16 protein-coding genes are annotated in these 25,887 nt (G+C 74.3%); 12 read left to right on the plus strand and 4 right to left on the minus strand.

The features are described 5' to 3' along the window. Positions 1-6: 6 nt before the first annotated feature. The 4 genes from ABTZ03_RS15615 to ABTZ03_RS15630 all read right to left on the minus strand — a co-directional run bounded on the left by ABTZ03_RS15615 (position 7) and on the right by ABTZ03_RS15630 (position 5,239). Positions 7-834 (minus strand): class I SAM-dependent methyltransferase, encoded by an 828-nt coding sequence (locus tag ABTZ03_RS15615; protein ID WP_350513484.1) that lies wholly within the window; start codon positions 832-834, stop codon positions 7-9. Beyond that, positions 825-1,853: a hypothetical protein gene (locus tag ABTZ03_RS15620; RefSeq protein WP_350513485.1), complete on the minus strand. Its 1,029-nt coding sequence runs from the start codon at positions 1,851-1,853 to the stop codon at positions 825-827. Before ABTZ03_RS15620 ends, ABTZ03_RS15615 begins: the two co-directional genes overlap by 10 nt. Before the next feature lie 2 nt (positions 1,854-1,855). Further along, positions 1,856-2,857 carry an amino acid--tRNA ligase-related protein gene (locus ABTZ03_RS15625; RefSeq protein ID WP_350513486.1) on the minus strand — a complete coding sequence of 334 codons (1,002 nt, stop codon included), beginning with the start codon at positions 2,855-2,857 and terminating at the stop codon, positions 1,856-1,858. 69 nt (positions 2,858-2,926) lie between these two features. Beyond that, positions 2,927-5,239 carry a lantibiotic dehydratase gene (locus ABTZ03_RS15630; protein ID WP_350513487.1) on the minus strand — a complete coding sequence of 771 codons (2,313 nt, stop codon included), beginning with the start codon at positions 5,237-5,239 and terminating at the stop codon, positions 2,927-2,929. 198 nt (positions 5,240-5,437) lie between these two features. Between ABTZ03_RS15630 and ABTZ03_RS15635 the strand changes: the two genes are divergently transcribed. The 12 genes from ABTZ03_RS15635 to ABTZ03_RS15690 all read left to right on the plus strand — a co-directional run bounded on the left by ABTZ03_RS15635 (position 5,438) and on the right by ABTZ03_RS15690 (position 25,825). After that, a complete protein-coding gene (locus ABTZ03_RS15635) occupies positions 5,438-6,511 on the plus strand; it encodes a serine hydrolase domain-containing protein (RefSeq protein WP_350513488.1) in 1,074 nt (357 codons plus the stop codon). A gap of 160 nt (positions 6,512-6,671) precedes the next feature. After that, positions 6,672-7,529, plus strand: a complete 858-nt coding sequence (locus tag ABTZ03_RS15640; protein ID WP_350513489.1) for an SDR family oxidoreductase — start codon at positions 6,672-6,674, stop codon at positions 7,527-7,529. Beyond that, positions 7,522-8,484: an ABC transporter ATP-binding protein gene (locus tag ABTZ03_RS15645; RefSeq protein ID WP_350513490.1), complete on the plus strand. Its 963-nt coding sequence runs from the start codon at positions 7,522-7,524 to the stop codon at positions 8,482-8,484. The genes ABTZ03_RS15640 and ABTZ03_RS15645 overlap by 8 nt, the downstream gene beginning before the upstream one ends. Further along, the gene (locus ABTZ03_RS15650; RefSeq protein ID WP_350513491.1) at positions 8,481-9,248 is read left to right on the plus strand and encodes an ABC transporter permease; all 768 of its coding nucleotides are present in this window, start codon (positions 8,481-8,483) and stop codon (positions 9,246-9,248) included. Before ABTZ03_RS15645 ends, ABTZ03_RS15650 begins: the two co-directional genes overlap by 4 nt. Next, complete coding sequence (locus ABTZ03_RS15655) at positions 9,245-10,048, plus strand: ABC transporter permease (RefSeq protein ID WP_350513492.1); 804 nt, start codon at positions 9,245-9,247, stop codon at positions 10,046-10,048. Before ABTZ03_RS15650 ends, ABTZ03_RS15655 begins: the two co-directional genes overlap by 4 nt. Next, a complete protein-coding gene (locus ABTZ03_RS15660; protein WP_350513493.1) occupies positions 10,045-10,890 on the plus strand; it encodes a thioesterase II family protein in 846 nt (281 codons plus the stop codon). Before ABTZ03_RS15655 ends, ABTZ03_RS15660 begins: the two co-directional genes overlap by 4 nt. After that, a complete protein-coding gene (locus tag ABTZ03_RS15665) occupies positions 10,887-16,277 on the plus strand; it encodes an SDR family NAD(P)-dependent oxidoreductase (protein WP_350513494.1) in 5,391 nt (1,796 codons plus the stop codon). The genes ABTZ03_RS15660 and ABTZ03_RS15665 overlap by 4 nt, the downstream gene beginning before the upstream one ends. After that, complete coding sequence (locus tag ABTZ03_RS15670; RefSeq protein WP_350513495.1) at positions 16,274-21,337, plus strand: non-ribosomal peptide synthetase; 5,064 nt, start codon at positions 16,274-16,276, stop codon at positions 21,335-21,337. The genes ABTZ03_RS15665 and ABTZ03_RS15670 overlap by 4 nt, the downstream gene beginning before the upstream one ends. A gap of 73 nt (positions 21,338-21,410) precedes the next feature. Next, positions 21,411-21,695 (plus strand): acyl carrier protein, encoded by a 285-nt coding sequence (locus ABTZ03_RS15675; RefSeq protein WP_350513496.1) that lies wholly within the window; start codon positions 21,411-21,413, stop codon positions 21,693-21,695. 411 nt (positions 21,696-22,106) lie between these two features. Then, positions 22,107-23,441 carry a helix-turn-helix domain-containing protein gene (locus ABTZ03_RS15680; RefSeq protein ID WP_350513497.1) on the plus strand — a complete coding sequence of 445 codons (1,335 nt, stop codon included), beginning with the start codon at positions 22,107-22,109 and terminating at the stop codon, positions 23,439-23,441. A 569-nt stretch (positions 23,442-24,010) separates the two neighbouring features. After that, on the plus strand, positions 24,011-25,291 hold the full coding sequence (locus ABTZ03_RS15685; protein WP_350513498.1) for a hypothetical protein: 1,281 nt from the start codon (positions 24,011-24,013) through the stop codon (positions 25,289-25,291). Between the two features lie 24 nt (positions 25,292-25,315). After that, positions 25,316-25,825: a F0F1 ATP synthase subunit B family protein gene (locus ABTZ03_RS15690; RefSeq protein WP_350513499.1), complete on the plus strand. Its 510-nt coding sequence runs from the start codon at positions 25,316-25,318 to the stop codon at positions 25,823-25,825. Positions 25,826-25,887: the final 62 nt, after the last annotated feature.

Here is a 25,887-nt window from a genome sequence, read left to right on the forward strand (position 1 = left end):
GTGGCGCTACTTGCGCACGAGGTGGAAGACGAGGTCGCCGGGGTACGGGCCCTTGCCGAACGGGGTGCCCCGGTAGTCCGAGTCGACCCGGACGACCTCGAACCCGGCGCGCTCGATGAGCGGGACCACTTCGCCGAGGAAGTAGTAGCGGGTGTGGTAGTGCCAGTGGAGGTCGTAGGTCCCGCCCTCGGGCGTGAAGACCGTGTAGTCCTCCTCGACGAACTGGGTCTGCCGGAAGTGGTCCCGGTCGTTGACGTTGACCGTGCGTTCGATGCGGTGGCCGTCGCCGTCCTCGAAGACCTGGGAGGCGATCAGGCCGGTCCGGGCGAGCAGCGGGACCGAGGGGTTGAACAGGTCGAAGACGAAGACCCCGCCCGGCCGCAGGCTCCGGGCGACCCGGTTCAGGCAGGCCTCGAACTCGACCGGGTCGGTGACGTGCTGGAACACCCGGAAGGGGGCGATCGCCAGGTCCAGGTCCTCGCCCTCGAAGTCCTGGATGAGCTCGCAGCGGGTCTCGACCGTGTCGATGCCCCGGGCGCGCAGGCTGTCCTCCAGGACCTCGACCTCGTCGGCGTCCATGTCCACCGCGATGATGCGGGTGTCGGGCAGGCGCTCGGCCAGCTTGAGGGTCACCCGTCCGGTTCCGCAGCCGAACTCCGCCAGGCGGAGTGGCGCGGCCTTGACGGCCTGCTCCAGATAGAACTCCACGTCCTCGGTGCGGGTCTCGTACACGAGGTCGTACACGGACGCGACGTTCCGGTACTTCGGGTCGTTGACGCTCTTCGGGTCGTTCGGGTCGTTCGGGTTGTTCGCGTTGTCGTGGTTCAGGTCCACAGGTTGTTCTCCAGGTGTTCTGACCAGAGGCCGTCGAGGTCGGCCCGGGGGAATCCCTCCGCCGCGTACAGGCCGGCCAGCCAGGTGCGGAGCTGCGACCGGCCCACGCCGGAGCGGGTGACGGCGGTGCGGCAGGCTTCCAGGTACTTGCGCAGGAGCTTGGTCCTGGCGTCCCGGTTGCACGGCCGCAGTCCCTCGCCCCACAGCACCGCGGTGACCAGGAAGGCGTCCTGGAGGTGCCGGTCGGCCCAGTGGTCGGCGGTCGGCCCGGTCGGGAACGGGAAGGCGTCGAGCACGTGGTCGAGGCCGAGCCGGGCCCGCAGGACGGTGGTGTCGCCGAAGCCGATCTCGGTGAACGGCTCGGTGACGGGCCCTGTCCCGCCGGGGGTGAAGTCGATGTAGTTGCCGACGTCGTCGTACTCGCCGGTCATCGGGTGGCGCAGTGCGACGTTGAAGTTGACGCCCTGGACGCCGGGGATGCCGACGGTGTGGGTGTAGTACTGCGGTGCCCGGCTGTCCCACTCGACCCGGACGTGCTCCGTGAAGACCCCGATCGCCGGGAACAACCCGCGGTGGGCGCGGCTGGCGCGGACCAGCACGTCCCCGGGGGCGAACCGGCAGTGGTCGAGGAAGAAGGCCAGGGTGTGTTCGGCGGGAGCCGTCCCGGACCCGGCCGGGAGCACGATCGAGAAGTTGGTGAAGTGGCCGCCCCAGGTGAACGGGGTCACGCAGTCGCCGAGCGTCCTGAGGTTCTGCGTTCGGACCGCGGGCTGGACCGCCAGGATGCCGCCCGCCGGGACTCCGCCCGGGATCCAGGGCTTCAGCGCGCTGATCGAGGATCCGACGAGGTGGACCGAGCGGTCGGCGCCGGAGGTGATGCCCACCGCCGGCACCTGCCGGGCGTGCGGGTAGGCGGCGACGAAGTCGTCGGCGATCCGCCTCCGCAGGGCCGTCGTGGTTGCGCTTTCGCCGTCGGCCCCCGACTTTCGGCCGGGGGCCGTGAGAACGGACCCGGCCACGGCTAGGGGGCCAGGGTGAGGCCGTTGAGGCGGGGCACCAGCTGGAGGTCGCGGATGTCGTCGTGGCGCAGCAGCCACATGAGCCAGCGCTCGACGCCGAGGCCGAAGCCGGAGGTGAGCATCGGGCGCTCGGACTTCATCCGGACGTACCAGTCGTACTCCTCCTCGGCGACCTCGTGGTGGGCGAGCGCCTTGCGGGTCTGCTCGCCGTCGACGTGCCGCTCGCCGGCGCCGACGACCTCCCCGATACCGAGCAGCAGGTCGGCGCAGCGGGCCTTGTCCGTGCCGGGCTCGTAGGCCTGGTAGAAGGGGACGGACAGGTGGTCGAAGTGGGACAGCCACAGCACCGGGCTGATCTCGTTCATGAGGCGACGCTCGCCGGCCCGGGTGATGGTGCGGAAGCCGGCCGGGTCGTGGCGCACGCACTCCGGGTCGTTGCGCAGGTGCTCGACGGCCTCGTCGACGGTGATCTGCGGGATGACCTCGGTCTCGGCCATTCTGACGATGTGGTCGACGGAGCCGGCCACCGCGGCCAGCTCGCCCTCGAACTCGCGCAGCGCGGCGCGGGCCAACGCGCGGGTGTACTGGCCGACGACCTCCTGGACGTCGGTGAGGCCGCCGATGATCTCGGCCTCGCTGTGGAAGAACTGGTTGAGGTGGGTCTTGTCGGCCTCCTCACCGCGGAAGCTCGGCATGAGGTACCAGGCGCCCTCGGGGGCGATTCGACAGCCGTACTCGAGAAGGAACTGCATCGAGTCGGCCAGGTAGACCTTCTCGCCGAACAGGTCGATCTGGACGGGCAGGCTGTCGCTGCCCAGGCCCATCGGGCTGGAGACCGAGCCGGTGGTGATCGGCAGGTGCAGGTTGAGCGCGCGGCGCTCCTTCCAGAACTCGGCGGTGGTGTGGAGGAGCTGGTCCTGCAGCCGGACCAGGAGCTGCATGGCCGGGTCGTCGAGGATCTTGATGAAACGGTCCGGGTCGGTCACCACGGCGGTGGGCTTCATGCCTGAGGCACCTTTCAGGTGAGAGTGCGGGGACACTGCACATAGTTGACTTATTGGTCGATAAAACGGTCACAAAGTCTTGTCGAGGGCTACGACGCGAAATTCCGCGGTGTAGCCGGCGCCGTCGCCGTCGCGCAGCCAGGTGTCCGGCAGGTCGGGCAGCAGCTCCGTCAACCCGAGGGTGGCAGAGGGGAGTTCGGCGGCCTGACGGGCGGTCCGGGCGAAGAGGCTGACGAGCGGGAGGCTCTCGAAATCGAGGAAAACCGGCTTGTCCTCGGTGGGCGAACGGTAGAAGACGCGTTCCGGCAATCCGGCCGCCGCTCGCCAGGCCCGGGCGGCCAGGAACCGCTCGGCCTCGTCGTGGACGGCCGTCCACGCCAGGTCCGCCGCCGGGAAGGTCCAGGACTCCCGGGAGACCACCAGCCGGTCGATCACGACCCTCGGGCGGTGCGCGCCGGGAGCGAAGGGCTTGAAGCTGTTGACCGCCACCCCGGACAGCACCTCGCCGAGCATCTCCAGCAGGTCGCACCGGAAGCCGCCGTCGGCCGAGCGGACGACCAGGGCGCTGTCCTGCCGGTGGACGGACAGGTCGGCGAGCGTCAGCACCGGGCCGGTCGGTTCGACGCTGGGCGCGCGGAGCGTCCAGTAGGTGTAGTCGGGCGACAGCAGCGCGGACGGCGGCGCCAGGCGGGAGGTGACGGTGGGCCAGTCCTTCGGCGGCACCAGGTAGACCCGCCGGCCGGCGTGGTCGGCCGCGTCCGCGGCGCGCAGCCGCTGCGGCTCCGGGTGCTGCTCGACGAAGACCCGGCTCTCCAGGGTGTTGAGCGCGGTGTGCAGTTCGCCGAGCACGGCCAGCCAGTCCCCCCGCGCCGCGTCGGCCGCGCTCGGCGCCGCGATCATGAGGTCGGGGGAGTGGTGGACCGCCGCCGCCCAGGGCGGCCGGACCGCGGGGAACTCGCGGGCGAAGCGCTCGGCCAGCCGCGCGCCGGTGAAGGCGCGCGGGCCCGGCCCGTCCGCCTCGCCGAGAGCGCGGGCCCACCGCTCCTGGAGCTCGGCGACGGCCGCCCGGACGGGGGCGGGCAGCGCCCGGGCGGAGTAGAAGAGGTGGGGCGTGGCGGCGGCCAGCAGGCGAGCGAGCGGCATGGCCGGTTCCCCGCTGCGGGCCGACCAGCGGTCGAACATGCCGAGAAAAAGCGTCCGGTACCCGTCGGCGATCCGGCCGACCAGCCAGCGTGCGCTGTCCAGGACCAGCCCGAGCGGAGCGGCGAGTTCGTCGCGCAGCTCCGTGCCGAGCCAGACGGTGACGTCGCGCACGCAGTCCTCGTAGACCAGCGTCCGGCCGGCGTAGTTGCGTCCGTGGTGCCGTTCGGCCGCCGTGCCGGTGGCGCTCAGGAAGGCGGCGTTGAGCCCGTCCATGGCGGCGGCGAGCGCCTGGGCGTCCCCGGCCGCCGCGGCGACGGCGTCGCGGGCGCGGCAGAGTCCGTCCAGGACGGCCAGCGCGGACTCGCGCACCGCCGGGTCGCCGATCCGGTCGAGCTTCGCCCGCAGGGTCAGCTCCGGCCGGGCTTCGACCGGGCCCTCCAGGTCGAGTGTGATCAGCTCCCGGTCGCGCAGGTCCGCGAGTGCGGCCAGCACGTCGGCCTCGGTGGTCGCCGCCGGGTCGGGCAGTGCGGCGTGCACCTCCCGGGCCGTCCGGGCGCCGTCGCACCGTGCGAGCAGCGCGTGTTCCAGCGGGGCGAGCGGCTGTTCGCCCTTGCCCGCGCGGTGCAGCACGCCTTCGCCGAGGTGGTCCGCGGCCGAGCGGCGCGGTGTCAGCCAGGGGGCGAGGTCCGGGTGGGTGCTGAGGACCCGGGCGAGGGTGTCGATCGCCCAGGACTCGAAGTAGACGGTGCGCCGGGAGAGCAGCTGTCCGCCGGACTCGACCGCGAGCGGCTCCGGCCGGTCGTCCCACCGTGCCCAGCCGACCGGCCCGAAGAACCCGATGGTGTCGTTCTTCAACGCGTACCGCTGGAGGTAGCCGGTGATGGCGAGTTCGTGGGATCGGCCGCGCGCGTTGCGGGGCTCGCCGGCGGCCGCCTTGTCCAGGCAGTCGGTGAGCAGGCGCCGGTTCTGCCAGGTGACGGCCTCGCGGAAGGTGGGTTCGCCCGCCGTGGCGCGCACGGCGGCCGACAGCCGCTCGGTCGCCGCCGTGTAGGCCTGCCGGTACCCGTCTGCGGTGAGCGTGCCCGCGAGGGCCTCGTCCGCGGCGGCCGCCAGCTCGGGGTCGGCCAGCGCCCGGACCCGCCCGGCCGGGAAGCCAGCGCTGCGCAGGACCGCCTCGCGCCACAGACGCCAGCCGGTGCTGCCGAGCGGAACGGTGTGGTCGGCGGGTGACTCGGCCATGTCGGTCCTCGCGGTCGGGGCGGATGGGTGGCGTCGGGCGCGGCGGGGTGGTCCCGGTCCTGCGGCTCCGGCGGGATCGAACGATACGCAGATTGTGACTCGATGGTCAATAAAATTTGTCAAGCTTCTTGAGCGTGCCCCGTCGGGGCTGGCATTGTGGGCTCACAGAAGGAATTGACCGTCTTGAGAGGGCAGGCTGTGAAGGCGATTGGGAATGTCCGGGACCGGGTGCTGTCGGCGATCCGGGAGGGCACCCACCTGGGGGTCCAGCTCCTGGTGTCACACCGTGGTGAGGTGTTGCTGGACGAGGCGTACGGAGAGATCGAGCCCGGGGTCCCGCTGACCGTCGACGACCGGTTGCCGTGGATCTGCTGCACCAAGCTGCTCGGCGCGCTCGCGATCGGCCAGCAGCTGCGGGCCGGGGTGGTGGCCGTGGACACGCCGCTGGCCGAGCTGGTCCCCGAGTACGCGGTGCGGGGCAAGGAGCGGGCGACCCTGGCCCACCTGATGGCGCACGCGTTGCCGTTCCGGCCGGAGAGCGTCGACCGCCCGTACTCGGGGCTGGGCCACCAGGAGGCCTTCGAGGCGGCCTGCGCCATCGAGTTGACCGGTGAGCCCGGCAGTGGCGGCTGGTACAGCGCGATGGAGTCCTGGGTCGTGGTCGCCGAGATCGTGCGGCGGCTGACCGGCCTGGGCTACGCCGAGTACGTCGCCGAGCGGGTGCTGGCGCCGCTGGGGATGACCCGCACGGTGTTCGCCGAGGCCGGCACCCCGGCGGCCGAACCGCCGCGGGCGGTGGGCCTGTTCGAGCAGGTCGACGGCCGCCAGGTGCCGACCGCCCGGGTCTCCGGCGCGGTGCTGGCGCCGCATCTGCCCGGCACCGGGGCCTGGGGGCCCGCCAACGAACTGGCCCGGCTGGTGGACTGCCTGGCCGCGCCCGAGCGCTGGCCGGCCCTCGGGCTGGACCGGGCGACGGTGGACGTCCTCGCCGCCGATCACCGGAGCGGACTGCCTGACCGCAACTTCGGCGACCTCGACCTCGCCTGGGGCCTGGGTCTGTGCACCGACCGGGCGTGGTACTCCGCCCCGGCCGGGGCCAGGGTCGCCGGGCACACCGCCTACGGCTGCGGCATGGTCGTCGCCGACCTCGACCAGGACCTCACGGTGTCCTTCCTCTCCAGCAGCGTGGTGCCGCCCGGCGGCAGCGGCAGTCGGCTGGAGAACCTGATCGTGCGCGACCTCGGTCGAGCGGTCCGCAGCGGCACGGCCTGACCGCCGGCCCGGGGCGGGGCACCCCCGGACCGTTCGGGCGGCCGCGCCGGAAATCGCCGCGGCCGCCCCGGCGAAGGATCTTGACAGAGAATATTGACTCAGCAATATGACCGTTTGTAATGTCAAGCCGTCATGAACCGATCGGAAGTGGGCTCGCGTCATGCCTCATTTCACTGACGGCCTGTACGACTCGCAGACCGTGCTCATCACCGGCGGAGCCACCGGAATCGGCTTCGCCATGGCCCGGGCCTTCGGGCTCCACGGGGCACAGGTCGTCCTGGCCTCCCGCAACGCGGAGCGGCTCTCCGCAGCCGCCGGGCGGCTCACCGCTCTCGGGATCGAGAACGACACGGTGGTGTGCGACGTCCGGGACGAAGCGGCGGTCAAGGCGGCCGTGGCCCGCACGGTGTCCCGGTTCGGGACGATCGACGTCCTGGTCAACAATGCCGCGGCCAACTTCTGGTCGCCCGCCGAGACGATGTCCTCGCGCTCGTTCCGGACCGTCGTCGAGATCGACCTCTTCGGCACCTTCCACACCACCCGCGCCGTCGTCCCGCACATGATCGAGCAGCGCCGCGGGGTGATCCTCAACGTGGCGATCACCGACCCGCAGCGCGGCCTGCCCTCCTTCGCTCACGCCGCCGCCGCCAAGTCGGGAGTGCTGGCGCTCACCACCACGTGGGCCGCGGAGTGGGGCCGGTACGGCATCCGGGTCAACGCACTCGGCCCCGGCCCCACCGTCACCGAGAACGCCGTCGGCGGGATGGCGGCCGGCCGGCCCGACCACCCGCCGTCCTTCGAGCTCCAGCGCCGGCGGACCCCGCTGCGCCGGCTCGCCACCCCCGAGGACTCCGCCTCCGCCGCGCTGTTCCTCTGCTCCGACGCCGCAGAGTTCATCACCGGGGTGAACCTCCCGGTGGACGGCGGCATCTCCCTCCCCACGCCCAGCGGGGACCTGAACCCCGACCGCGCCGCGGCGACCCCGCGCCAGCACCAGGAGACGACCAAGAGTGAGTAGGGCCATCGAAGTCCGCGGGCTGACCCGGACCTATGCGAAGGGCCGTCGCCGCGGCGAGGCCGGCCAGGTCGTGACCGCGCTGCGCGGCCTGGACCTCGACGTGGAGCGCGGCGAGGTCCGCGGCCTGCTCGGCCCCAACGGCGCCGGGAAGACCACCCTGGTCAAGATCCTCTCCACGGTGCTGCTGCCCACCGACGGCCGGGCCGCCGTGCTCGGCCTGGACGTGGCGACCGAGGCCCGCGCCCTGCGCCGGCGGATCGGCATCGTGTTCGGCGGCGAACGCGGCCTCTACGGACGGCTCACCGCGCGCGAGAACCTGGACTACTGGGCGGCCCTCTACGGCGTCCCCGGCCGCACCCGCGCCGGGGCGGTCACCGCGCTGCTGGAGCGGGTCGGCCTCGGCGACCGCGCCGACACCCAGGTGGACCGGATGTCCCGCGGCATGAAGCAGCGTCTCCACCTGGCCCGCGGCCTGGTCGGTGACCCCGAACTGCTCTTCCTCGACGAGCCCACGGTCGGCATGGACCCGGTCGCCGCGAGGGAGTTCCGCAGTCTGATCGGCGAACTCCGCGCAGAGGGCCGCACCGTCCTGCTGACCACCCACGACATGCACGAGGCCGAGGCGGTCTGCGACCGGGTCACCCTGATCGACAACGGCCAGGTGATCGGCACCGAGACCCCGGCCGAGGTCGGCCGGTGGATCACCGCCCACGAGCGGGTCGACGCCCGTGACGTCCCCGCCGAGCTGCGCCGTGGCCTCGCCGAACTCGACGGCGTGGCCGGGATCGAGGACCTGCCCGACGGCTGGATCCGGATCGCCACCAGCGTGGCCGGTGCCGTCCAGCCGGTGCTCCGGGCCTTGGTCGACGCCGACGTCACCATGGTCCGCACCTCGCTGCCGACCCTGGAGGACGTCTACCTGGAGGTCATCGGGGACCGGGGGCTGAAGGTATGACCGAGATCCTCACCGGCGCCCGGCTGCAACTGCGGCTGTTCCGCCGCAACGCCGGGCACCTGCTGGTCTTCGCGACCATCCCGTTCTTCACCGCGATCTTCCTCTCCTCGGTGCGGCAGGCCGACCGACCGGACCTGGAGGCCTACGCCGTCCTGGCCCCGGCCCTGATGGGCCTGTGGCTGGTCTCGCTCGACCTCGCCGGCTCGGTCATCGACGACGAGAAGCGCGGCGGCACCCTGGAACTCCTGCTCGCCTCCCCGGCCGGGCTCACCCGGCTGGTCACCGGCCGGGTCGCCACCATCGCCGTCCTCGGCGTGGTGACCTTCGCCGAGTCCTGGCTCACCGCGACGGTCTTCTTCGGCGTCGCGCTGCCCGTGCACCACCCCTGGCTGCTGGCCTGCACCGTGGTCGCGACCGCGCTCGCCACCCTCGGCACTGCGACCGTCCTGGCCGCCGTCTTCGTCGCCGCCGGATCCGCCCGGCGCTACGCCAACGCGCTCGGGTACCCGTGCTACGTCCTCGGCGGCGTCCTGGTCCCGGTCAGCCTGCTGCCCGGCTGGCTCCAGCCGCTCAGCAAGGTCGTCTACCTCTCCTGGGCCGCGGACCTGCTCCGGGCGGTCACCCGGCCCGAGCCGGTCGGGGACTTCGGCTGGCGGCTCGCCGCGCTGCTGCTCCTGGGCGTCGTCGCCTACGCCGCCGGCACCGTCCTGGTCGACCGGATGATCACCCGTCTCAAGTCGGAGGGCACGGTGGGGCTGTCGTGAACGCACTCACCCGGTGGTACGCCACCGTCAGCACCGCTTCCCGGATCGGCTTCCGCGAGCTGACCACCTTCTACACCTGGCGCACCTGGGTGTTCGGCTGGTTCCTGCGGCTGATCGCCCAGGTTCTGTTCTTCGGCACCATCGGCATGCTGTCGGGCTCGGACGACCGGGTGCGCTACCTCGCCGTGGGCAACGCGGCCGTGGTGGTGTGCATCGAGGCCATGGTGGTCATCACCACGACCGTGCGCGAGCGTGGGCAGGGCACCTTGGCGCTCCAGGTCGCCGCACCCGCCGACTTCGCGCTGACCTACCTGGCGCGCGGCGCCTACTGCCTGCTGGTCGGCATCGTCAGCAGCACCGGGGTGTTCGTCGTCGCGGCGCTGGTCTTCAGACTGTCCATGCCCTTCCCCGAGGTCCTGCTCGTCCCGCTCTTCCTCGCGGTGGCCGGCTGCTCTGCGTACGGGTTGGGTACGGCGGTCGGCGCCCTCGTCCTGCGCCGCCCAGGGCTGCAGTGGCTCGCGCTCAACACCGGCTACATGTCCCTGATGACCTTCTGCGGGGTGAACGTACCGGTCGACTACTGGCCCGCCCCGGTCGCCGCGGTGGCCCAGCTGCTGCCGCTCACCCACGGTCTCCAGGCACTGCGCGACCTGCTCGCGGGCGCGCCGGCCGCGACCGTGCTCGGCGGTCTCGGCTGCGAGGCGCTGGTCGGCCTGGCCTGGACCGCCCTCGGGGTCGCGCTGCTCAAGCAGGCGGTGGCCGGCGAGCGGCGCCGCGGCACGATCGAGCTGTCGGCATGACCGCCCCGACCGTCCCGACCCCGACCGGGTCGGCCCGCCCGGCCCGCCCCGCCCTGGTCCGCTTCCCGGCCGCCGCCGGGGCCCGGGTGCAGCTGGTCTGCTTCGCCCACGCCGGGGCCGGCGCGGCCCCCTTCGCCGGCTGGCCCGGCCTGCTCCCGGAGTGGACGGCGGTCAGCGCCGTCCGCCTGCCGGGCCGTGAGAGCCGGCTCCGCGAGCAGCCGCTGGGTTCGCTCGACGCCGTCGCCGACGCCGCCGCCCGGGAGATCGCGGCCCTGCCGGGCCCGGTGGTCCTGTTCGGCCACTGCTTCGGGGCGGTGGCCGCCTACCGCACCGCGCAACTGCTGGAGACGGGCGGCCGGTCGGAGGTCCGGCGGCTGATCGTCGCCGCCGCCCCGGCCCCGGACGCCACCGTCGGCGGCACCACCCACCTGCTGGACGGCCCCGGCCTGTTCGCCGACCTGATCCGGTACGGCGCGGTCCAGGACACCCCGGCGGCCCGGTCGCTGTTCGCGCTCGCCGAGCCCGCGATCCGCGCCGACTTCCAGGCGCTGGAGACCTGGACCGTGCCCGAACCGGCCGCCCGCCCGCTGGCGGCGCCCGTCCTGGAACTGCGCGGCGCGGACGACCGGGTCCTCGACCCCGACGGCCCCGGTTGGTCCGGCTGGACCACCGGGGGCCACCGTCGCGAGAGCGTCCCCGGGCCGCACCACCTGCTCGGCCACGCCACAGGCTCCCTGCTCACCGCGATCGCCCGGCAGCTGGCGGCCGACCTCGTGCCCGCCCCCGCCGATCGCCCCCGCCCGCCGGCCACGGCGGCACCCAGCCCTGGAGGAATCCGATGAACCGCGTCGCGGACGACGACCGCATTGCCGTGATCGGGATGGCCTGTCGCCTCCCCGGCGCGCCGGACGTCGAGAGCTACTGGTCCAACCTGCTCACCAACACCGTCAGCCTCACCGACCTGTCCGACGACACGCTGCGGAACGCGGGCGTTCCCGAGGCCGCCATCGCCGACCCCCACTACGTCAAGCGGGCCCCGCTGCTGGACGACGTCGCGGGCTTCGACGCCGGCCTGTTCGGCTTCACCCCCCGGGAGGCCGAGCTGCGCGACCCGCAGCAGCGGATCTTCCTCGAAGTGGCCTACGGCGCACTGGAGGACGCGGGCGTCCGCACCGACGGCCCGACCTCGGTGGGCGTCTTCGCCGGCGGGGCGACCAACCGCTACGCCGAGCTGAACGTCCGGCGCAACGCCGCGGCCGTGCGCAACTACGGCGAGGTCGGCATCCAGGCGGGCAACCACAACGACTACATCGCCACGATCGTCAGCTACAAGCTCGACCTGCGCGGCCCGGCCTTCACCGTCGCCACCGCGTGCTCCACCTCCCTGGTCGCGCTGCACCTGGCCTGCCAGGCCCTGCGCAACGGCGAGTGCGACGTCGCCGTCGCGGGCGGCGTCCAGCTGGAGCTGCCGCACGGCGGCGGGCACCGCTGGGTGGACGGCGGGATCTTCTCCCGGGACGGCCGGTGCCGCCCCTTCGACGCGGCGGCCGACGGCACGATCTTCGGCGACGGCGCCGGGGCGGTCGTCCTCAAGCCGCTCGCCGACGCACTGCGCGACGGCGACCGGGTGCTCGCCACCATCCGCGGCTCCGCCGTCAACAACGACGGCAACCGCAAGGCCGGCTTCGCCGCCCCCAGCGCCGAGGGCCAGTTCGCGGCGGTCTACGAGGCGCTCGCCGTGGCCGGCGTGGACGCCGACCAGGTCGGCTACCTGGAGGCCCACGGCACCGGCACCGCGATCGGCGACCCGATCGAGGTCCAGGCGCTGAGCCGCGCCTACCGCACGTACACCGACCGCACCGGCTACTGCCTGCTCTCCTCGGCCAAGGGCAACATCGGCCACCTCGGCCCGGCCTCCGGCATCGCCGGGTTCATCAAGGCGGTGCTCGCCGTCAACCGCGGCATCGCCCCCGGCACCGCCAACTTCACCGAGGCCAACCCGCTGATGGAACTGGAGCGGACGCCGTTCACCGTCCGCTCCCAGGCCGGCCCCTGGCCCATCGAGGGCCCCCGGATCGCCGGCGTCAGTTCCTTCGGCATCGGCGGCACCAACGCCCACGTCCTGGTCGAGCAGCCGCCTGCCGCCGAACCCGCCGAGCCGCGCCCGCAGTCCCGGCGCACGGTGGTGCTCCCGCTGGCCGCCGCCTCCGCCGCGTCGCTGCGCGGCATGGCGGACCGGCTCTCGGCCCGCCTGGCCGAGGAGGACGCCGACCTGCACCGCACGGCCCGGACCCTGCAGCGCCGGCCGCTGCGCCACCGCCACCGCCTCGCCGTGGTCGGCGAGGACGGCGCCACGCTCGCCGACGCCCTCGCCGACCTCTCGGCCCGCGGTCAGCACCCGGGCACCCCGGCCACCGGCGCGGTCTTCATGTTCCCCGGCCAGGGGACCCAGCACCCGGCCATGGCCGCCGAGCTGTTCAGCCACGAGCCGGTCTTCCGGGCCGAGTTCGACCGCTGCCTGGAGAACTTCGGGGCCGACGTCGCCGACGCACTGCGCGCCGCCCTGCTGCAGGGCGCGCCCGACGCCGCGGCCCGGCTGCGCGACACCGCGCTGACCCAGCCCGCGCTCTTCGCGGTGGAGTGGTCGCTGGCCCGGCTGTGGGCCTCCTGGGGTGTCCGGCCGGTCGCGATGATCGGCCACAGCGTCGGCGAGATCACCGCCGCCGCGCTCGCCGGCGTCTTCGAACTCGCCGACGCCGCCCGCCTGGTGGTCCGCCGCGGTGAGCTGCTCGCGGCCGCGCCGGTCGGCCGGATGATTGCGCCGGCGATGTCCGCGGCCGAGGTCGCGCCGCTGCTGGAGGGCCGCGACGTCTGGCTCAGCGCCGACAACGGCGAGCGCAGCTGCACCGTCGGCGGCCCGGTCGAGGCCGTCGAGGAGCTCACTGCGCTGCTCACCGCGCTGGGCCGGCGCTGGGTGGCGCTCGACGTCGAACGGGCCTTCCACACCCCCGCCACCGATCGGGCGGCCGAGGAACTCGCGGATTTCGTTGGGCAGTTGACTCTCACTCGACCGACCGTTCAATGGGTCTCCAACGTGACCGGCGACTGGATCACCGACGAACAGGCCACCGACCCGCGTTACTGGGCCGACCACCTGCGCAGCACCGTCCGGTTCCGGGAGGGTGTCGAGCGGGTCGCCCAGGTCGAGGGAGCGGTGCTGCTGGAGGTCGGCCCCGGCCAGGCGCTCACCCAGTTGGTGCGCCGGGTCAGGACGGCCGTCGGCCACCGCCCGCTGGCCTCCCTGCCGCCGGCGGGCGAGGACATCCCGGCGGCCTCCGTCCTCTACCGGGCGGTCGCCGCCCTCTGGCAGGCCGGACTCGACGTCGACTGGCGCGCCCTGCTGGAGCACGAGCGGATCACCCCGGTCGCCCTGCCCGGCTACGCCTTCGACCGCGAGCGGTACTGGATCTCCCCCGACCCGAAGCCCGCCGACCCGGCCCCGGCGGCCCGTCCGCAGGCCGCCGAGGAGGCGCCGAGCGCCGCCGAGGACGACCGGATCACCGTGCCCGGCTGGGTCCTGGCCCGGCCCGGGCAGCCGCAGGGCGAATCCGCGGACCGTCGCTGGCTGGTGCTGGCCGACGACGCCGGGCAGGCCGCGCCGCTGCTCGACCGGCTGGCCGCAGCCGGCGCCGCCGCCGAGCTGGTCAAGGCGGACGACGTGGAGCCCAAGCGCCTCTCCGCCGCGCTCCGGCCGCACCTGCGGGACCACCGGGAACCGCTGGAGATCGTCAACCTCTGGCTGACCGGACCGACCCCGGACGGAGCCGGGCCGGGCCGGGCCGCCAAGCACTGGCTCGACCGGGGGTTCCGCGCGACCCAGCGGATCGTCCAGGAGGTCGCCCGGCACTGCCCGGACCGTCCGGTCCGCGTCACCGTGCTCGCCGACCGGCTCTGGGACGTCTCGGGCTCCGAGCCGGTCGAACCGGCCAAGGCGCCCGTCACGGCCCTGCTGCACAGCGCCGTCCGGGAGAACGAGCAGCTGCGCGCGCGGGTGGTCGACGCGCCTGCCGCCGCGCTGGACGGAGCCGACCGCACCATGGCCGAGGCGCTGTGGGCGCTGCTGAGCGGCGATGACGACGCCGAGTTCAGCCGGGTCGCGCTGCGCGGCCACCGCCACTGGCACCCGGCCTTCCACAGCGTGCCCGAGCCCGCCGCGCCGGCCGGCCCGGAGGCCCTCGCGGCCGCCGTCGACGGTGCCTGGCTGATCACGGGCGGCCTGGGCGCCCTCGGGCTGGTCGCCGCCGAGCGGCTGGTCGCCCGCGGCGCCACCCGGATCGCCCTGCTCGGGCGCTCCGGCCTGCCGGCCCGCGCGCGGTGGGACGACCCCGAGGCGCTGACCGGGGGCGTGCGTGCCGCCGTCGACGCGGTGCGGCGGATGGAGTCGGCCGGCTGCTCGGTGCTGCCGCTGGCCGCCGACGTGGCCGACCGCGGCTCGCTGACCGCCGCCGTCGAGCGGGCGCGCGAGGCCCTCGGCCCGATCCGCGGCGTGATCCACGCGGCCGGACTCGCGGGCGGCGGGATGCTCGCGGTCAAGGACGCAGCCGCGGCCGAACAGGTCCTGCGGCCCAAGGTCAACGGCACCCTGTTGCTGGACGAGATCCTCGGCGACGAGCCGCGGACCTTCGTTCTCTACTCCTCGGTCGCCGCCGTGACCGGTCAGTTCGGCCTGTCGGACTACGGCGCCGCCAACGCTTTCCTGGACGCCTTCGCCCGCGAGCGCTCGCGCCGCCGGCCCGGCCGCACCCTGTCGGTCAACTGGCCGTCCTGGGACGGCGCCGGCATGGCCGTGGAGGCCGCGGCCCGGCACTCCAGGTTCCACGCCGACCGCCCGAACCGCGAGCCCGAGCTGGTCGCCGCCCCGGCCGGGGGCGCGGGCAGTGCCTTCACCGTGAAGCTCGCCCCGGACGTCTGGATGGTCGACGAGCACCGCATGGGCGAGACCCCGGTGCTCCCCGGCACCGGCTATCTGGAGCTCGTGCTCCGTGCCGTCCGCACCTTCCACCCAGGCCCGGTGCGGTTGGCCGACGTCGCCTTCACCGCCCCGCTGGCGATCGCCGGGCCGCTCGACCTGACTGTCACCTTCGAGCCCGACCGCTCGGGATGGCGCTTCCGCGTCGAGTCCCGGGCCGAGGGCTCCCGGGCCGCCGTCCAGCACGCGGGCGGCACGGTCACCCCGCACGAGGACGCGGCCCCGCGCCACGACCTGGCTGCCCTGCGCGCCGCACACACGGTGCCGCTGGCCGGCCCCCGGCTGAACGACGGCTCCGGCCTGATGACCGTCGGGGCGCGCTGGCACACCGTCGAGCGGGTGAGCGGCGGCACCGACAGCGTGCTCGCCGAGCTGGCCCTGCCGGCCGCCCACCGCGGCGACACCGCGGCCAACCTGCTCCACCCGGCCCTGCTCGACTGCGCCACCTCCTTCGTCCTGCCGCTGCCGGAGGGCGTCAACGCGCTGCCGTTCAGCTACCGCGCGCTGGTGGTGAGGGGCCCGCTCCCGGCCCGCGTGACGGCGCTGGTGCGGCCCTGGCCCGAGCAGCCGAAGGGGGCGGTCGTCCGCGACATCGCCCTGATCGACGAGGGCGGCCGTGAGGTCGTCACCGTCACCGGCTTCACCCTGCTGCACGTCGACCGGGCGACCGTGACGGGCAACGTCCGGTCGGCTGGCGAGGCGGTGCGCAGCGCTCCACTGAGCTCCTCGGGCGTCGCGCAGGACTCCTTCCTCGGTGTCGAGGCCGGGGCCGCGCTGCTGGAGGCCTTCCTGACCACGGATCTGGGCCCCCAGGTGGTCGTGGCACCGGAGGGACTGGCCGAGAAGCTGCGGCGGACCGGCCGGTTCACCGCGGCCGCCGTCCGCTCGGCGAACGGCGGTTCGGTGGCGGAGCCCGCCGCGCCGCGAGCCGTCGAGGCTGTCGGTGTCCCGGCCGCCGCCCCGGCCGGGGCAGGCGGCGGGGACGGACTCGCCGACCTGGTCACCGGTCTGTGGACCGAGATCCTGGGGACCGAGGCCGGTCCGGACGACGACTTCTTCGAGTCCGGGGGCGACAGCCTGGCCGCCGTCCAGCTGGTCGACCGGATCCGCGGCGAACTCGCCGTGGAACTCCCCATCTCCGCCCTGTTCGACCACCCCACGCTGTCCGAGCTGGTGGCCGCGGTGGGGAGCAAGGGGTGACCGTCGTGCCGCAGCCGAACGCCCCGGCCGAGCCCGTGCCCGGCCTGGACCGAACCCTGCACGGCCTGGTCGGCGAGCAGACGGTCCGCACCCCGGACGCCGTGGCGGTGGAGGGCGCCGACGGGAGCCTGAGCTACCGCCGGCTCTGGTCCGAGAGCGGCCGGGCGGCCCGGTCGCTGGTCGCGCACGGGGTGCGCCCCGGCGACGTGGTCGCCGTCCTGATGCCCCGCAGTGAACAGGTCGTGATCGCCCTGCTCGCCGTTCTGCGGGCGGGCGCCGCCTACCTCGCGCTCGACCCGGACCAGCCGGTCGCCCGTCTGCGCGGGATGCTGGAGGACGCCCGGGTCCGGCTGGTCGTCGTCGACGGGACGGCGCCCGCCGGCGCCGTCCCGCCCGGCGTGCCGGCACCGGCCCTCGGCACCCTCGCCGACACTCCGGCGGGGGCCGTCGAGCTGCCGTCGGTCGGTGCCGGGGACGCCGCCTACGCGGTCTTCACCTCCGGTTCGACCGGCCGCCCCAAGGGCGTGCTGAACGAGCACGGGGCGATCGTCGACAAGGTCCGCTGGCTGGCCGGGCGGCTTCCGCTGCACGCCCGGGACGTGGCCCTGCACAAGACCGCGTACGCCTTCGACTACTCGGTGGCCGAGGTGTTCTGGCCGCTGGCCTGTGGCGCCCGGCTCCGGGTGGTGCCCTCGGGACTGCACGCCGACCCGCTTCACCTCGTGCGGGAGATGCGCGCCGCGAACGTGACGGTGGCGCAGTTCGTGCCGTCGATGCTCGCCGTGCTGATGGAGCAGCGGGACTTCCGCGCCCTCGACGGACTGCGGATCCTGGTGGTCGGCGGCGAGGCGATGCCGCCCGCGCTGCTGGCCGACCTGCGGGGCTGGTGCACGGCGGACGTCGTCGACCTCTACGGCCCGGCGGAGTGTTCGGTCTTCGCCACCTGCTCGATCGTCCGGGCCGGTGACCCGGTCGGGCCGGTCAGCATCGGTCCGGCGGTGGCCGGCACCGAGACCGAGGTCATGGACGAGGAGGGCCGCCCGGTCGCGTCCGGCACGGTGGGCGAGCTGTGGATCGGCGGCCCGGGCGTCGGCCGGGGCTACCTCGGGCGCCCGGACCTGACGGAGCGCGCGTTCCGGCCCGACCCGGGCAGGCCCGGCGGCCGCCGCTACCGCACCGGCGATCTGGTCCGGCTGCGCCCGGACGGCGAGTTCGAGTACCACGGCCGGATCGACGACCAGGTGAAGATCCGCGGTCAGCGGATCGAGCCGGAGGAGGTTCGGCAGCACCTGGTGGAGGCCCTCGGGGCAGGGTCGGTCGCGGTACTCCCGTTCCGCGACGGGGCCGGGGCGACGCAGCTGGCGGCGTTCCCGGCCGACCCGGCCGGCACGCTGCCGCCGGTGGACGAGATCCGCGCGGCGCTGGCCGAGCGGATGCCCCCGGCCATGGTGCCCGCCCGGATCGTGCCGGTGCCCCGGCTGCCGCTGGCTCCGTCCGGCAAGCTGGACCGGTCGGCGCTGCTCGCCCGGCTGGACACGGGCGGGGCCGCGGTGCCCGGCGTGCCCTCCGCCGAGGGCGGGACCGAGGACACCGCGCGGACACCGACCGAGCGCGCCGTCGTCGCCATCTGGCGCGAGCTGCTGGACGATCCGGCGGTCGGACCGGACGACGACTTCTTCCACCGGGGCGGCCACTCGCTGGTCGCGGCACGCATGCTGGTCCGGGTCGGGGAGCGGCTGGGGGTCGGGATCAGGATCGTGGACCTGCTGGCCGCGCCGACGGCCCGGGCGCTCGCGGCGCGGATCGACTCCCTGGCCGCCATGCCCGGGCAGCCCGAGCAGCCCGAGCAGCCGGTCCGGTCCGGGCCCGTTCCGGTCGGGGAGGTCCCGCTCGCCCCGACCCAGCGCCGGCTGTGGCTCATGGAGCAACTGTCCCCCGGCCAGGTGGACTACAACGTTGTGGACGTGTGGGAACTGACCGGGCCGCTGGACCGGGTGGCACTGGAACGGGCCGTCACGGACGTGCTGGCCCGGCACGACGCGCTGCGCACCACCTTCCGGGACGGCGCGCACGGCCCGGTCCAGGTGGTCCACCCCCGCCCGACTTCGGGCCTTGAGGTGATGCCCGGGCCGCTGGGCGAGGAGGCCGTGCGCGAGAGCGTGGCGCGGCTGGCCCGGACCCGCTTCGACCTCGGGTCGGGCCCGCTGGTCCGGTGCGTCCTCCTGCCCACCGGCCCGGACCGCCACCAGGTGGTCCTGGTCGCGCACCACCTGGTGCTGGACGGCTGGTCGGTCGAGGTCCTCTGGGACGAACTCTCGCACTGCTACGCCGCCCGCGCGGCGGGCCGCGCGCCCGGGCTCGCGCCGGTCGCCCTCGGCTACGCCGGGTACAGCGCCCGGGAGGCGGCCCGCACCGTTCCCGCCGAGCAGGCCGACCACTGGCGCCGGGTGCTGCGCGACGCCCCGACCCCGCCCCGGTTGCCGATCGGCCCGCCGGGCGCAGCGCCCCGGATCGAGCGCCGCACCGTCACGCTGGACGAGGGCCTGGCCGCGGCCGTCGGCGAGCTGGCCCGCAGCCTGCGCACCACGCCCGCCACGGTGCTGCTGGCCTGCTTCGGCTCGGTGCTCGGCCGGTGGGGCGACTGCCCGGAGCTGGTGGTAGGAGCCCCGCTCAGCGGCCGCACCACGGCCGACACCACCGACACGGTCGGCTTCTTCAACGCCACTGTCGCGCTGCGGCTCGACGTGTCCCCGGAGGGCTCCCCGGCCGAGCTGGTGCGTCACGCGCACCGGGCCCTGACCGACGCCCAGCTGAACCAGGACCTCCCGTACGACGAGGTGATCGCGGCCCTGTCCGCGGAGCGCGGCGCCCCCGTCGGCCCGCTCTTCTCGGTGTGGTTCAACGCGCTCAGCTTCCCGGTGAGGGGGCTGCGGCTGGACGGTGCGCGGGCCGAGCGGCTGACCGCGCCGCTGCCGGGCCTCCCGTTCGACTTGTCGCTCTACGTCGACCAGCGGGCGGGCGGTGTGGTCCTCGACCTCGCCTTCGACGCGGCCCGCTTCGACCGGCCGTGGGCCGCCGAACTGCTCGACCAGGTGGTGCGGACGGCGGCCGGCTGGACGGTGCGTCCGGTGCCCGCCGCCACCGCCCCGCGCCGGGGCCTGCCGGAGCGGACCGGCCCGCACGGCGGTGACCGGCCGGCCTCCCTGCTGGAGCGGGTGTTCGCGCACCCCCGGGACGCCGTGGCCGTCCGGGACGAGCACGGCGACTGCAGCTACGGCGAGTTGGCCGACCGGGTCGGCGCGTGCGCGGACCTGCTGCGCCGGGCGGGCCTGCGTGCCGGCGAGCTGGTCGAGCTGCGGGACGCGCACGGCCGTGACCTCGCGGCCGGCCTGTTGGGCGTCCGGCGGGCCGGGGGCGTGGTGCTGCCGGTCGACCCGGAGCACCCGCGGGCCTGGCGGGAGGACCTCACGGCGCTGGCCCGGCCGCACTGGGCGCTGCTCTGCGGGCCCGACGGGCCCCGGGTCGTCCCGGTCGACCGTGCCGCCGGGCTGCCCGTCGACCGGGTGCCCGGGAGCGGGCCGGGCCGGGGCGAGCCCTGCTACGTACTGCCGACCTCGGGTTCGACCGGACGGTCGCGGCTGGTGCTGGGCACCGAGGCCCCGCTGCTCGCTTTCCTCGACTGGTGGTCCGCTCGGTACGGGATCACCGCGGCGGACCGCTTCAGCGTGCTTTCCGGCCGGTCCCACGACCCGCTGCTGCGCGACCTGCTGCTGCCGCTGTGGAACGGCGGTACAGCCGTCGTCCCGCCTGATCGGACCAGGCTGGACGCGGACCGTCTGGTCCGCTGGCTGGCCGATGAGCGGATCACCGTGGTGCACGCGACCCCGCTGGTCGGTGCGATGGTCGCGGGCGCCGCCCGGGCTCATGGCCGTCGGCTGCCCGAGGTGCGGCTGGCCTGCTTCGGCGGCGACCTGCTGACCGACGCCGCGGACGCGGCCTGGCGGTCGGTGGCGCCTTCCTCCCGCGTGGTGACGGTGTACGGGACCACCGAGACGCCCCAGGCGGCGAGCTGCCATGAACGGGAGCCCGGCGGTTCGGGCGGCGCGGAGGCCCTGTTGGGCTCCGGCGCGGTGGAGGCCCGGCTGCTGGTGGTGGACCGGGACGGCAATCCGGTGCAGCCCGGCCGGATCGGGGAGATCGCGGTCCGCGGACCGCTGCTCACGCTGGGGTACCTGGACGAGCCGGACGCCACGGCCCGCGCCTACCGGCCGGATCCGTGGGGCGAACCGGGCCACGCGATCTTCCGCACCGGCGACCTGGGCCGGCTCCGCTGGGACGGCGCGGTGGCCTTCGTCGCCCGCAGCGCCGCGATCGTGAAGGTCCGGGGCAACCGGGTCTCGCCCGTGCAGGTCGCCCAGGAGCTCCGCCGGCTCCCCGGGGTCGACCAGGCGGTGGCGGGCGCGCTGACGGACGGGTCGGGCCACTCCCGGCTGATCGCCTGCGTCGTCCCGGCGCCGGGGACGACGCCGACCGGGGACGGCCTCGCGGCGGAGCTGGCCCGGCGGTTGCCGGCCGGGCACCTGCCGGAGGAGCTCCGGATCGTCCCGGCGCTGTGCCTGACGCCCAACGGCAAGGTCGACCTCCGGGCGACCGCCGGGCAGGCGGATCCGGCCGTGCCGGTGGTCCCCCCGTCGCCCGGTCCGGGCCCCTCATCCGGCCCGGGCCTGTCGGCGGCCGGGCGGAACGGTCTGCGGCAGGAGCTGACCCGGCTGTGGTGCCGAGTCCTGGGGACAGAGCGGGTCGGCCCCGATGACAACTTCTTCGACCTCGGCGGCAGCTCGCACGCCGCGGTCCGGCTGCACGCGCTGATCAGGTCCGAACTCGGTGCCGAGATATCGGCGTTGACGGTCTTCCAGCACTCGACGGTGCGCCGTCTGGCCGAGGCGCTCACCCCGGGTGCAACGCCGGCCAGGCCCGTCGTGGTGCCGGCGGCCGGCGACACCCGCGCGCTGCGCCGGGCCGCCCGCGTCGGGATCGACGCGCTCACCGTCGGGGTCTGACCCCCGGCCGCTCCGGCGTGCCGGAGCGGCCGGCACCTGCCCACCCACCCCGTTCTTCAAGGAGCCCGATCCCATGAACCACCTCCGGAACGCCGTCGAGCGGCGGATCGCCCACGAGGTCCGACGCATGCTGGACCTGCCCGACGCCCCGGACGACCGGGAGTTCGTCCGGGCGGACCTCTTCGACCTGGGCCTGACGTCGAAGAGCGCGCTCCTGCTCGCGGGCTGGTTGGAGCGGGAGTTCGGCGTGGTCGTCAGCCTGCGCGACGTCTTCGCCGATCCGTACGTCGAAACGCTGGCCGAGCTGGTCGCGGATAAGTCGTCACCGGAATTCACCGGTGTGGACTCCGGCAATTAGTTCGGGCCCGCCGGGGTAGCTTGACATCTTTCTTGACAGGCTGGTATCTTTATTGCCAATCTTCATTGGCGAATGCGGGGGCTGCGCGGTCGGGAAGGCGTGAGCGGTCATCATGCAGGCGATACCAGGGGCCTTATCAGCGAGCCCGGCGTCGCTTGGGACCCATGCGACGGCCGGTGCTCCGCCCCTTGAACCACCAGTGCTCCGGCGTCCGTTCGCATCCATGGGCATCCGAGGGCGGTACGCCGCAGGGACCCCGCCGCGTACCGCCACCCGCCGGAACCGTACGGCGACCCGGAATTCTGCGGGGCCGCGGCCATTCGTCTCCCGGGGTCCGACCCGGAACCGCGAAAATCACCCACGAATCTTCCATGACCTGCCTTTGCAGTGCTCGGAGCTGAGGAGCGAAGCGTGAAGGACAAAGACCTGGGCGTGCGCGTGGCGCGGCTGCGGCGGGCCGCCGGCCTGTCCCAGGCCGAACTCGCGGGCCCCAAGCTTTCGCCGAGTTACATCTCACTGCTAGAAGCCGGGAAGCGAACCCCCTCGGGGGACGTCGTCCAGTATCTGGCCGACCGGCTGGGGTGCGAGGTCACCGACCTGCTCGGCGCGGAGGCCCGGGCCGGGGCCGGCGAGATCGACCTCGAACTCAAGTACGCCGAGATGACGGCACTGAACGGCCGGCCCGAGGCCGCGCTCGCCGACTACGAGCGCATCCAGGCAACCATCGACCGTGACGAGCAGCCGGCGCTCTGGCTCGCCGCCGAGACCGGGATCGCGCAGTCGCTGGAGCGGGTCGGCCGGCTGGAGGAGGCCGTCGTCCGCTACGAGGTACTGCGGACGGCCTCGGAGCGGTCCCGGGACTTCGTCGCCGGGCTGCCCGTCACCGTCGCGCTGTGCCGCTGCTACCGGGAACTGGGGGACCTCTCCCACGCCGTCACCATCGCCGAGGATGCGGTGGCGGAGGTGGAGCGGCTCAACCTGGCGCCCACCCGCCCCGGGATCGAGCTGCTGTCGACCCTGGTCGGCCTGCACTGCGAGCGCGGTGATCTGCACCGGGCGAGCTACCTCGCCGCCCGGGCGATCGAGAAGGCCGACCAGGTCTCCGACCGCAAGGCCCTCGGCGCCGTGCTGTGGAACGCCAGTGTCGCCATGCACCGCAACGGCCGGACCGCCGACGCGGTCGAGCTCATCGAGCGGGCCCTGGCGATCTACTCGGAGGGGGACGACATCCGGGCGCTGGCCCGGCTGCGCAACGCCTACGCCGCGGTCCTGCTGGAGTTCGATGAGCCGGACATCACGCTGGCCGAGGGGCTGCTCAGGCAGAGCGCCAACGCGCTGTCGGACGTGGGTAGCGACGTCGACCGGGCCTACTGCGAGACCGCCATGGCCCGGGTGAAGCTGCGCAGCGGCGACCCGGAGGCGGCCGTCCGGCACGCGGAGGGGGCGCTGGGCCTGCTCGGACCGCTGCACCGGCTGCAGAGCGCGCGGACGCTTCTGGTCCTCGCCGCCGCCCGGCTCTCCCAGGGCGACCACGCTGCGGCCAGGGAGGCGTACGAGCGCAGCGCCCTGATGCTGGAGGCCTCGGCGGCGGGGCGGCAGGCCGCAGCGGCCTGGGCTGAACTGGCCGAGATCATGGAGGCCACTGGGCAGCCGGAGCGTGCGATCTGGGCGTACCGGCAGGGCATGCGCTGCCTGGGCCAGCAGGGCCGGATCCTGCCGGCCGGGAGTCTGTTGCCGCGCGCCTGACACCCGCCCGAAACCCGCCGAGGACCCGCCGGACACCGGCGGCACAGGTTCCGAGAGCCGCCGCAGGGGCGGACCGTCTGTCAGCAGACGGTCCGCCCCTGCGGCTTTGGTGCCCCCCCCCCTGGGCGAAAGGTGCCGCGCGGTCAGCAGCAGAGCGGGATGTCGGCGGCGGCGCGTGCGGTCACCGTGGTGTCCGCCGGGCCCGTGCCCGGGATGGCCTGTGCGGGTACCACTGTGACCGCCGTGAAGGCCGCAACCACCAGAAGAACAGTCGAAAGAGCCTTGCGCACGGTTGTCGCCTCGCTTGCTAATTAAACAGAATTGCCACGAACTTGTTTTGACTGGGGAGATATTGACAGCTGTCGACAAGAGCTGTCAAGACTTTTGGTCACGCGCTGATTGGTGCATATTTCCCCCCGGTTGTTCCGTTTTGTCTGTCCCGTCAGCCCTCGACTGGTGTTCGATCTACGCAGGTCAGAGCGGTATGCGACGCGACATCGCTTGAACTTGACACTCCCTATGGCTTGAGTCACGGTTGTCAATAAATAAGTCACAAAGAGGAGTGCGGGATGGTGACTGGTAGTGCGGAGGCGCCGTGGGTGGCCCAGGCCCTGGTGGACGGACTGGCGCGCCGCGGGTACCGCCGGGCGGTGCCCCGGGCGATGCCGCCGTTCCGGCGCGACGGCCACCTGTTCACCACCCCTTCCGCGCCCGACTGGCAGGAGCAGCTGTTGTCCGCGACACCCCGCCGGGGCGGCGGCACGGCCACCCTGGCCTGGTGCTTCGACATCAGCGGGATCGAGGCGCTGCCCGCCGCGCTGCCCCCGTCCGCGCAGCGCGTGGTCGGCGCGGTCCATACCGCCGGGCAGCCGCCGGGGCGGCACCTCGACGACGTCATCGGCGCGCTCCAGGAGTGCGGTGTGGAGCGCGGCGCGCTGGCTGTCGGGATCGTGCCCGGCCCGGCCCCCGGAGACGGTGCCGAATCGCTGCTGGACGCCCTGGCCGCCGTCGGCGTCCGCGAGCGGGTCGCCCTGGACCGGTTGCCCCCCGGCACACCCCGGCGGATGCGGCCACACCTGGGGCCGTGCTTCACGCTGGAGTTCCCGGTCGGGCGGCAGTGCTCCGAGCACTGCCGCCCTGGTTGCCCCTGCGGCCGCCATGTCCTGCTCGGCTACGGCCAGTTCGGCGGGCCGACCGGCCGCGCGGGCTTCGAGGCGGTGCTCCTGGAGCCGGCCGTCGGCTGTGCGCTGGCCGGGGTTCGGACCCCGCTCGAACTCCCGGGGTTCCGCCCCCTTGTGGACGGCATCCGGGCCGCCTTCCCGGAGCTGTCCGCGAGTCCGCGGGGCCACGCGGCCGTTGACGTGATCGCCGACCACCTCTGTACCGTCGCGCTGTTGCTCGGCGGCGGCGTCGACCCAGGGCCGCGCGGTCCCTCCCACGTGGTGCGTCGGCTGGTCCGGCGTGCGGCCACCGAGATCCTGTTGGCCGGTGGGCGCCCTGAGGGCCTGGTCGCAGCCACCGTGCTGGCGGACGCCGCCGTTCGCGCCCCCCTCGGTCTCGACCCGCTCCCGGCCCGCCCGCTCGCCCTCGTCCGCCGTGAGGTCGCGGCTCTGCGGGCCGGGCTGGTGACCGGGCGGAGCTGGTTCCTCCGTCGCGCCGCGGAGACTCGGCCCGACGACCTGCCCCGGCTGATCTGGCGCGCCCGCGGCGAACGGGGCGTCCCGATCGCCGTCCTGCTCGCCTGGTGCGAGGAGCGGTTCCAGCCCGTGTCGCTCCGCAGCCTCGCCGCCCTCGCCCCGCAGCGCCCGACCGGCCGGCGGGGACGGACGGGACCCGACCGGGGTGAGTGATGGGTGCTCAACTATCTTGGTGTCATGGGACCTTTGAAGCCTGATCTTGCGCAGTTGGTGATCGGACTCGTCTGTTTCTTCCTGATATTCGGGATCCTCGGGGCGGTGCTGCTGCCGCGGATCGAGAAGGTGCTGGGGGAGCGCCGGGATGCCACCGAGGGGGGTGTCGAGCGGGCGGAGGCGGCCCGGGCCGAGGCGCAGCGGGTGTACGAGGAGTTCCAGGCGGAGCTCACCGCGGCGCGGCACGAGGCGGCGGTGATCCGGCAGACCACCATCGAGGAGGGCGCGGCGATGATCGCCCGGCTGCGGGCCGAGGGCCAGGAGCTGCGGGACCGGATGGTGGCCGAGGCGCAGGTGCAGCTGGCCGCCGACCGGGTGCTGGCCGAGGCCGAGCTGCGGGAGGACGTGGTCCGGCTCGCCGGTGAGCTGGCCGGGCGGGTGATCGGCGAGCCGGTCGCCGAGCTGCCGCGCACCCGGGAGATCGCCGACGAGTTCTTCGCCGCGTGCGACGCCAAGGCCGACGCGCGCGCCTGACCCCCGGTCCCGTTCGGGACTTCCCCACTCCTGCGGCCCGGGTCCCGGCCGGTGGTTCGACC

This window comes from Kitasatospora sp. NPDC096077, assembly GCF_040303245.1.
Classification (GTDB): Bacteria; Actinomycetota; Actinomycetes; order Streptomycetales; family Streptomycetaceae; genus Kitasatospora.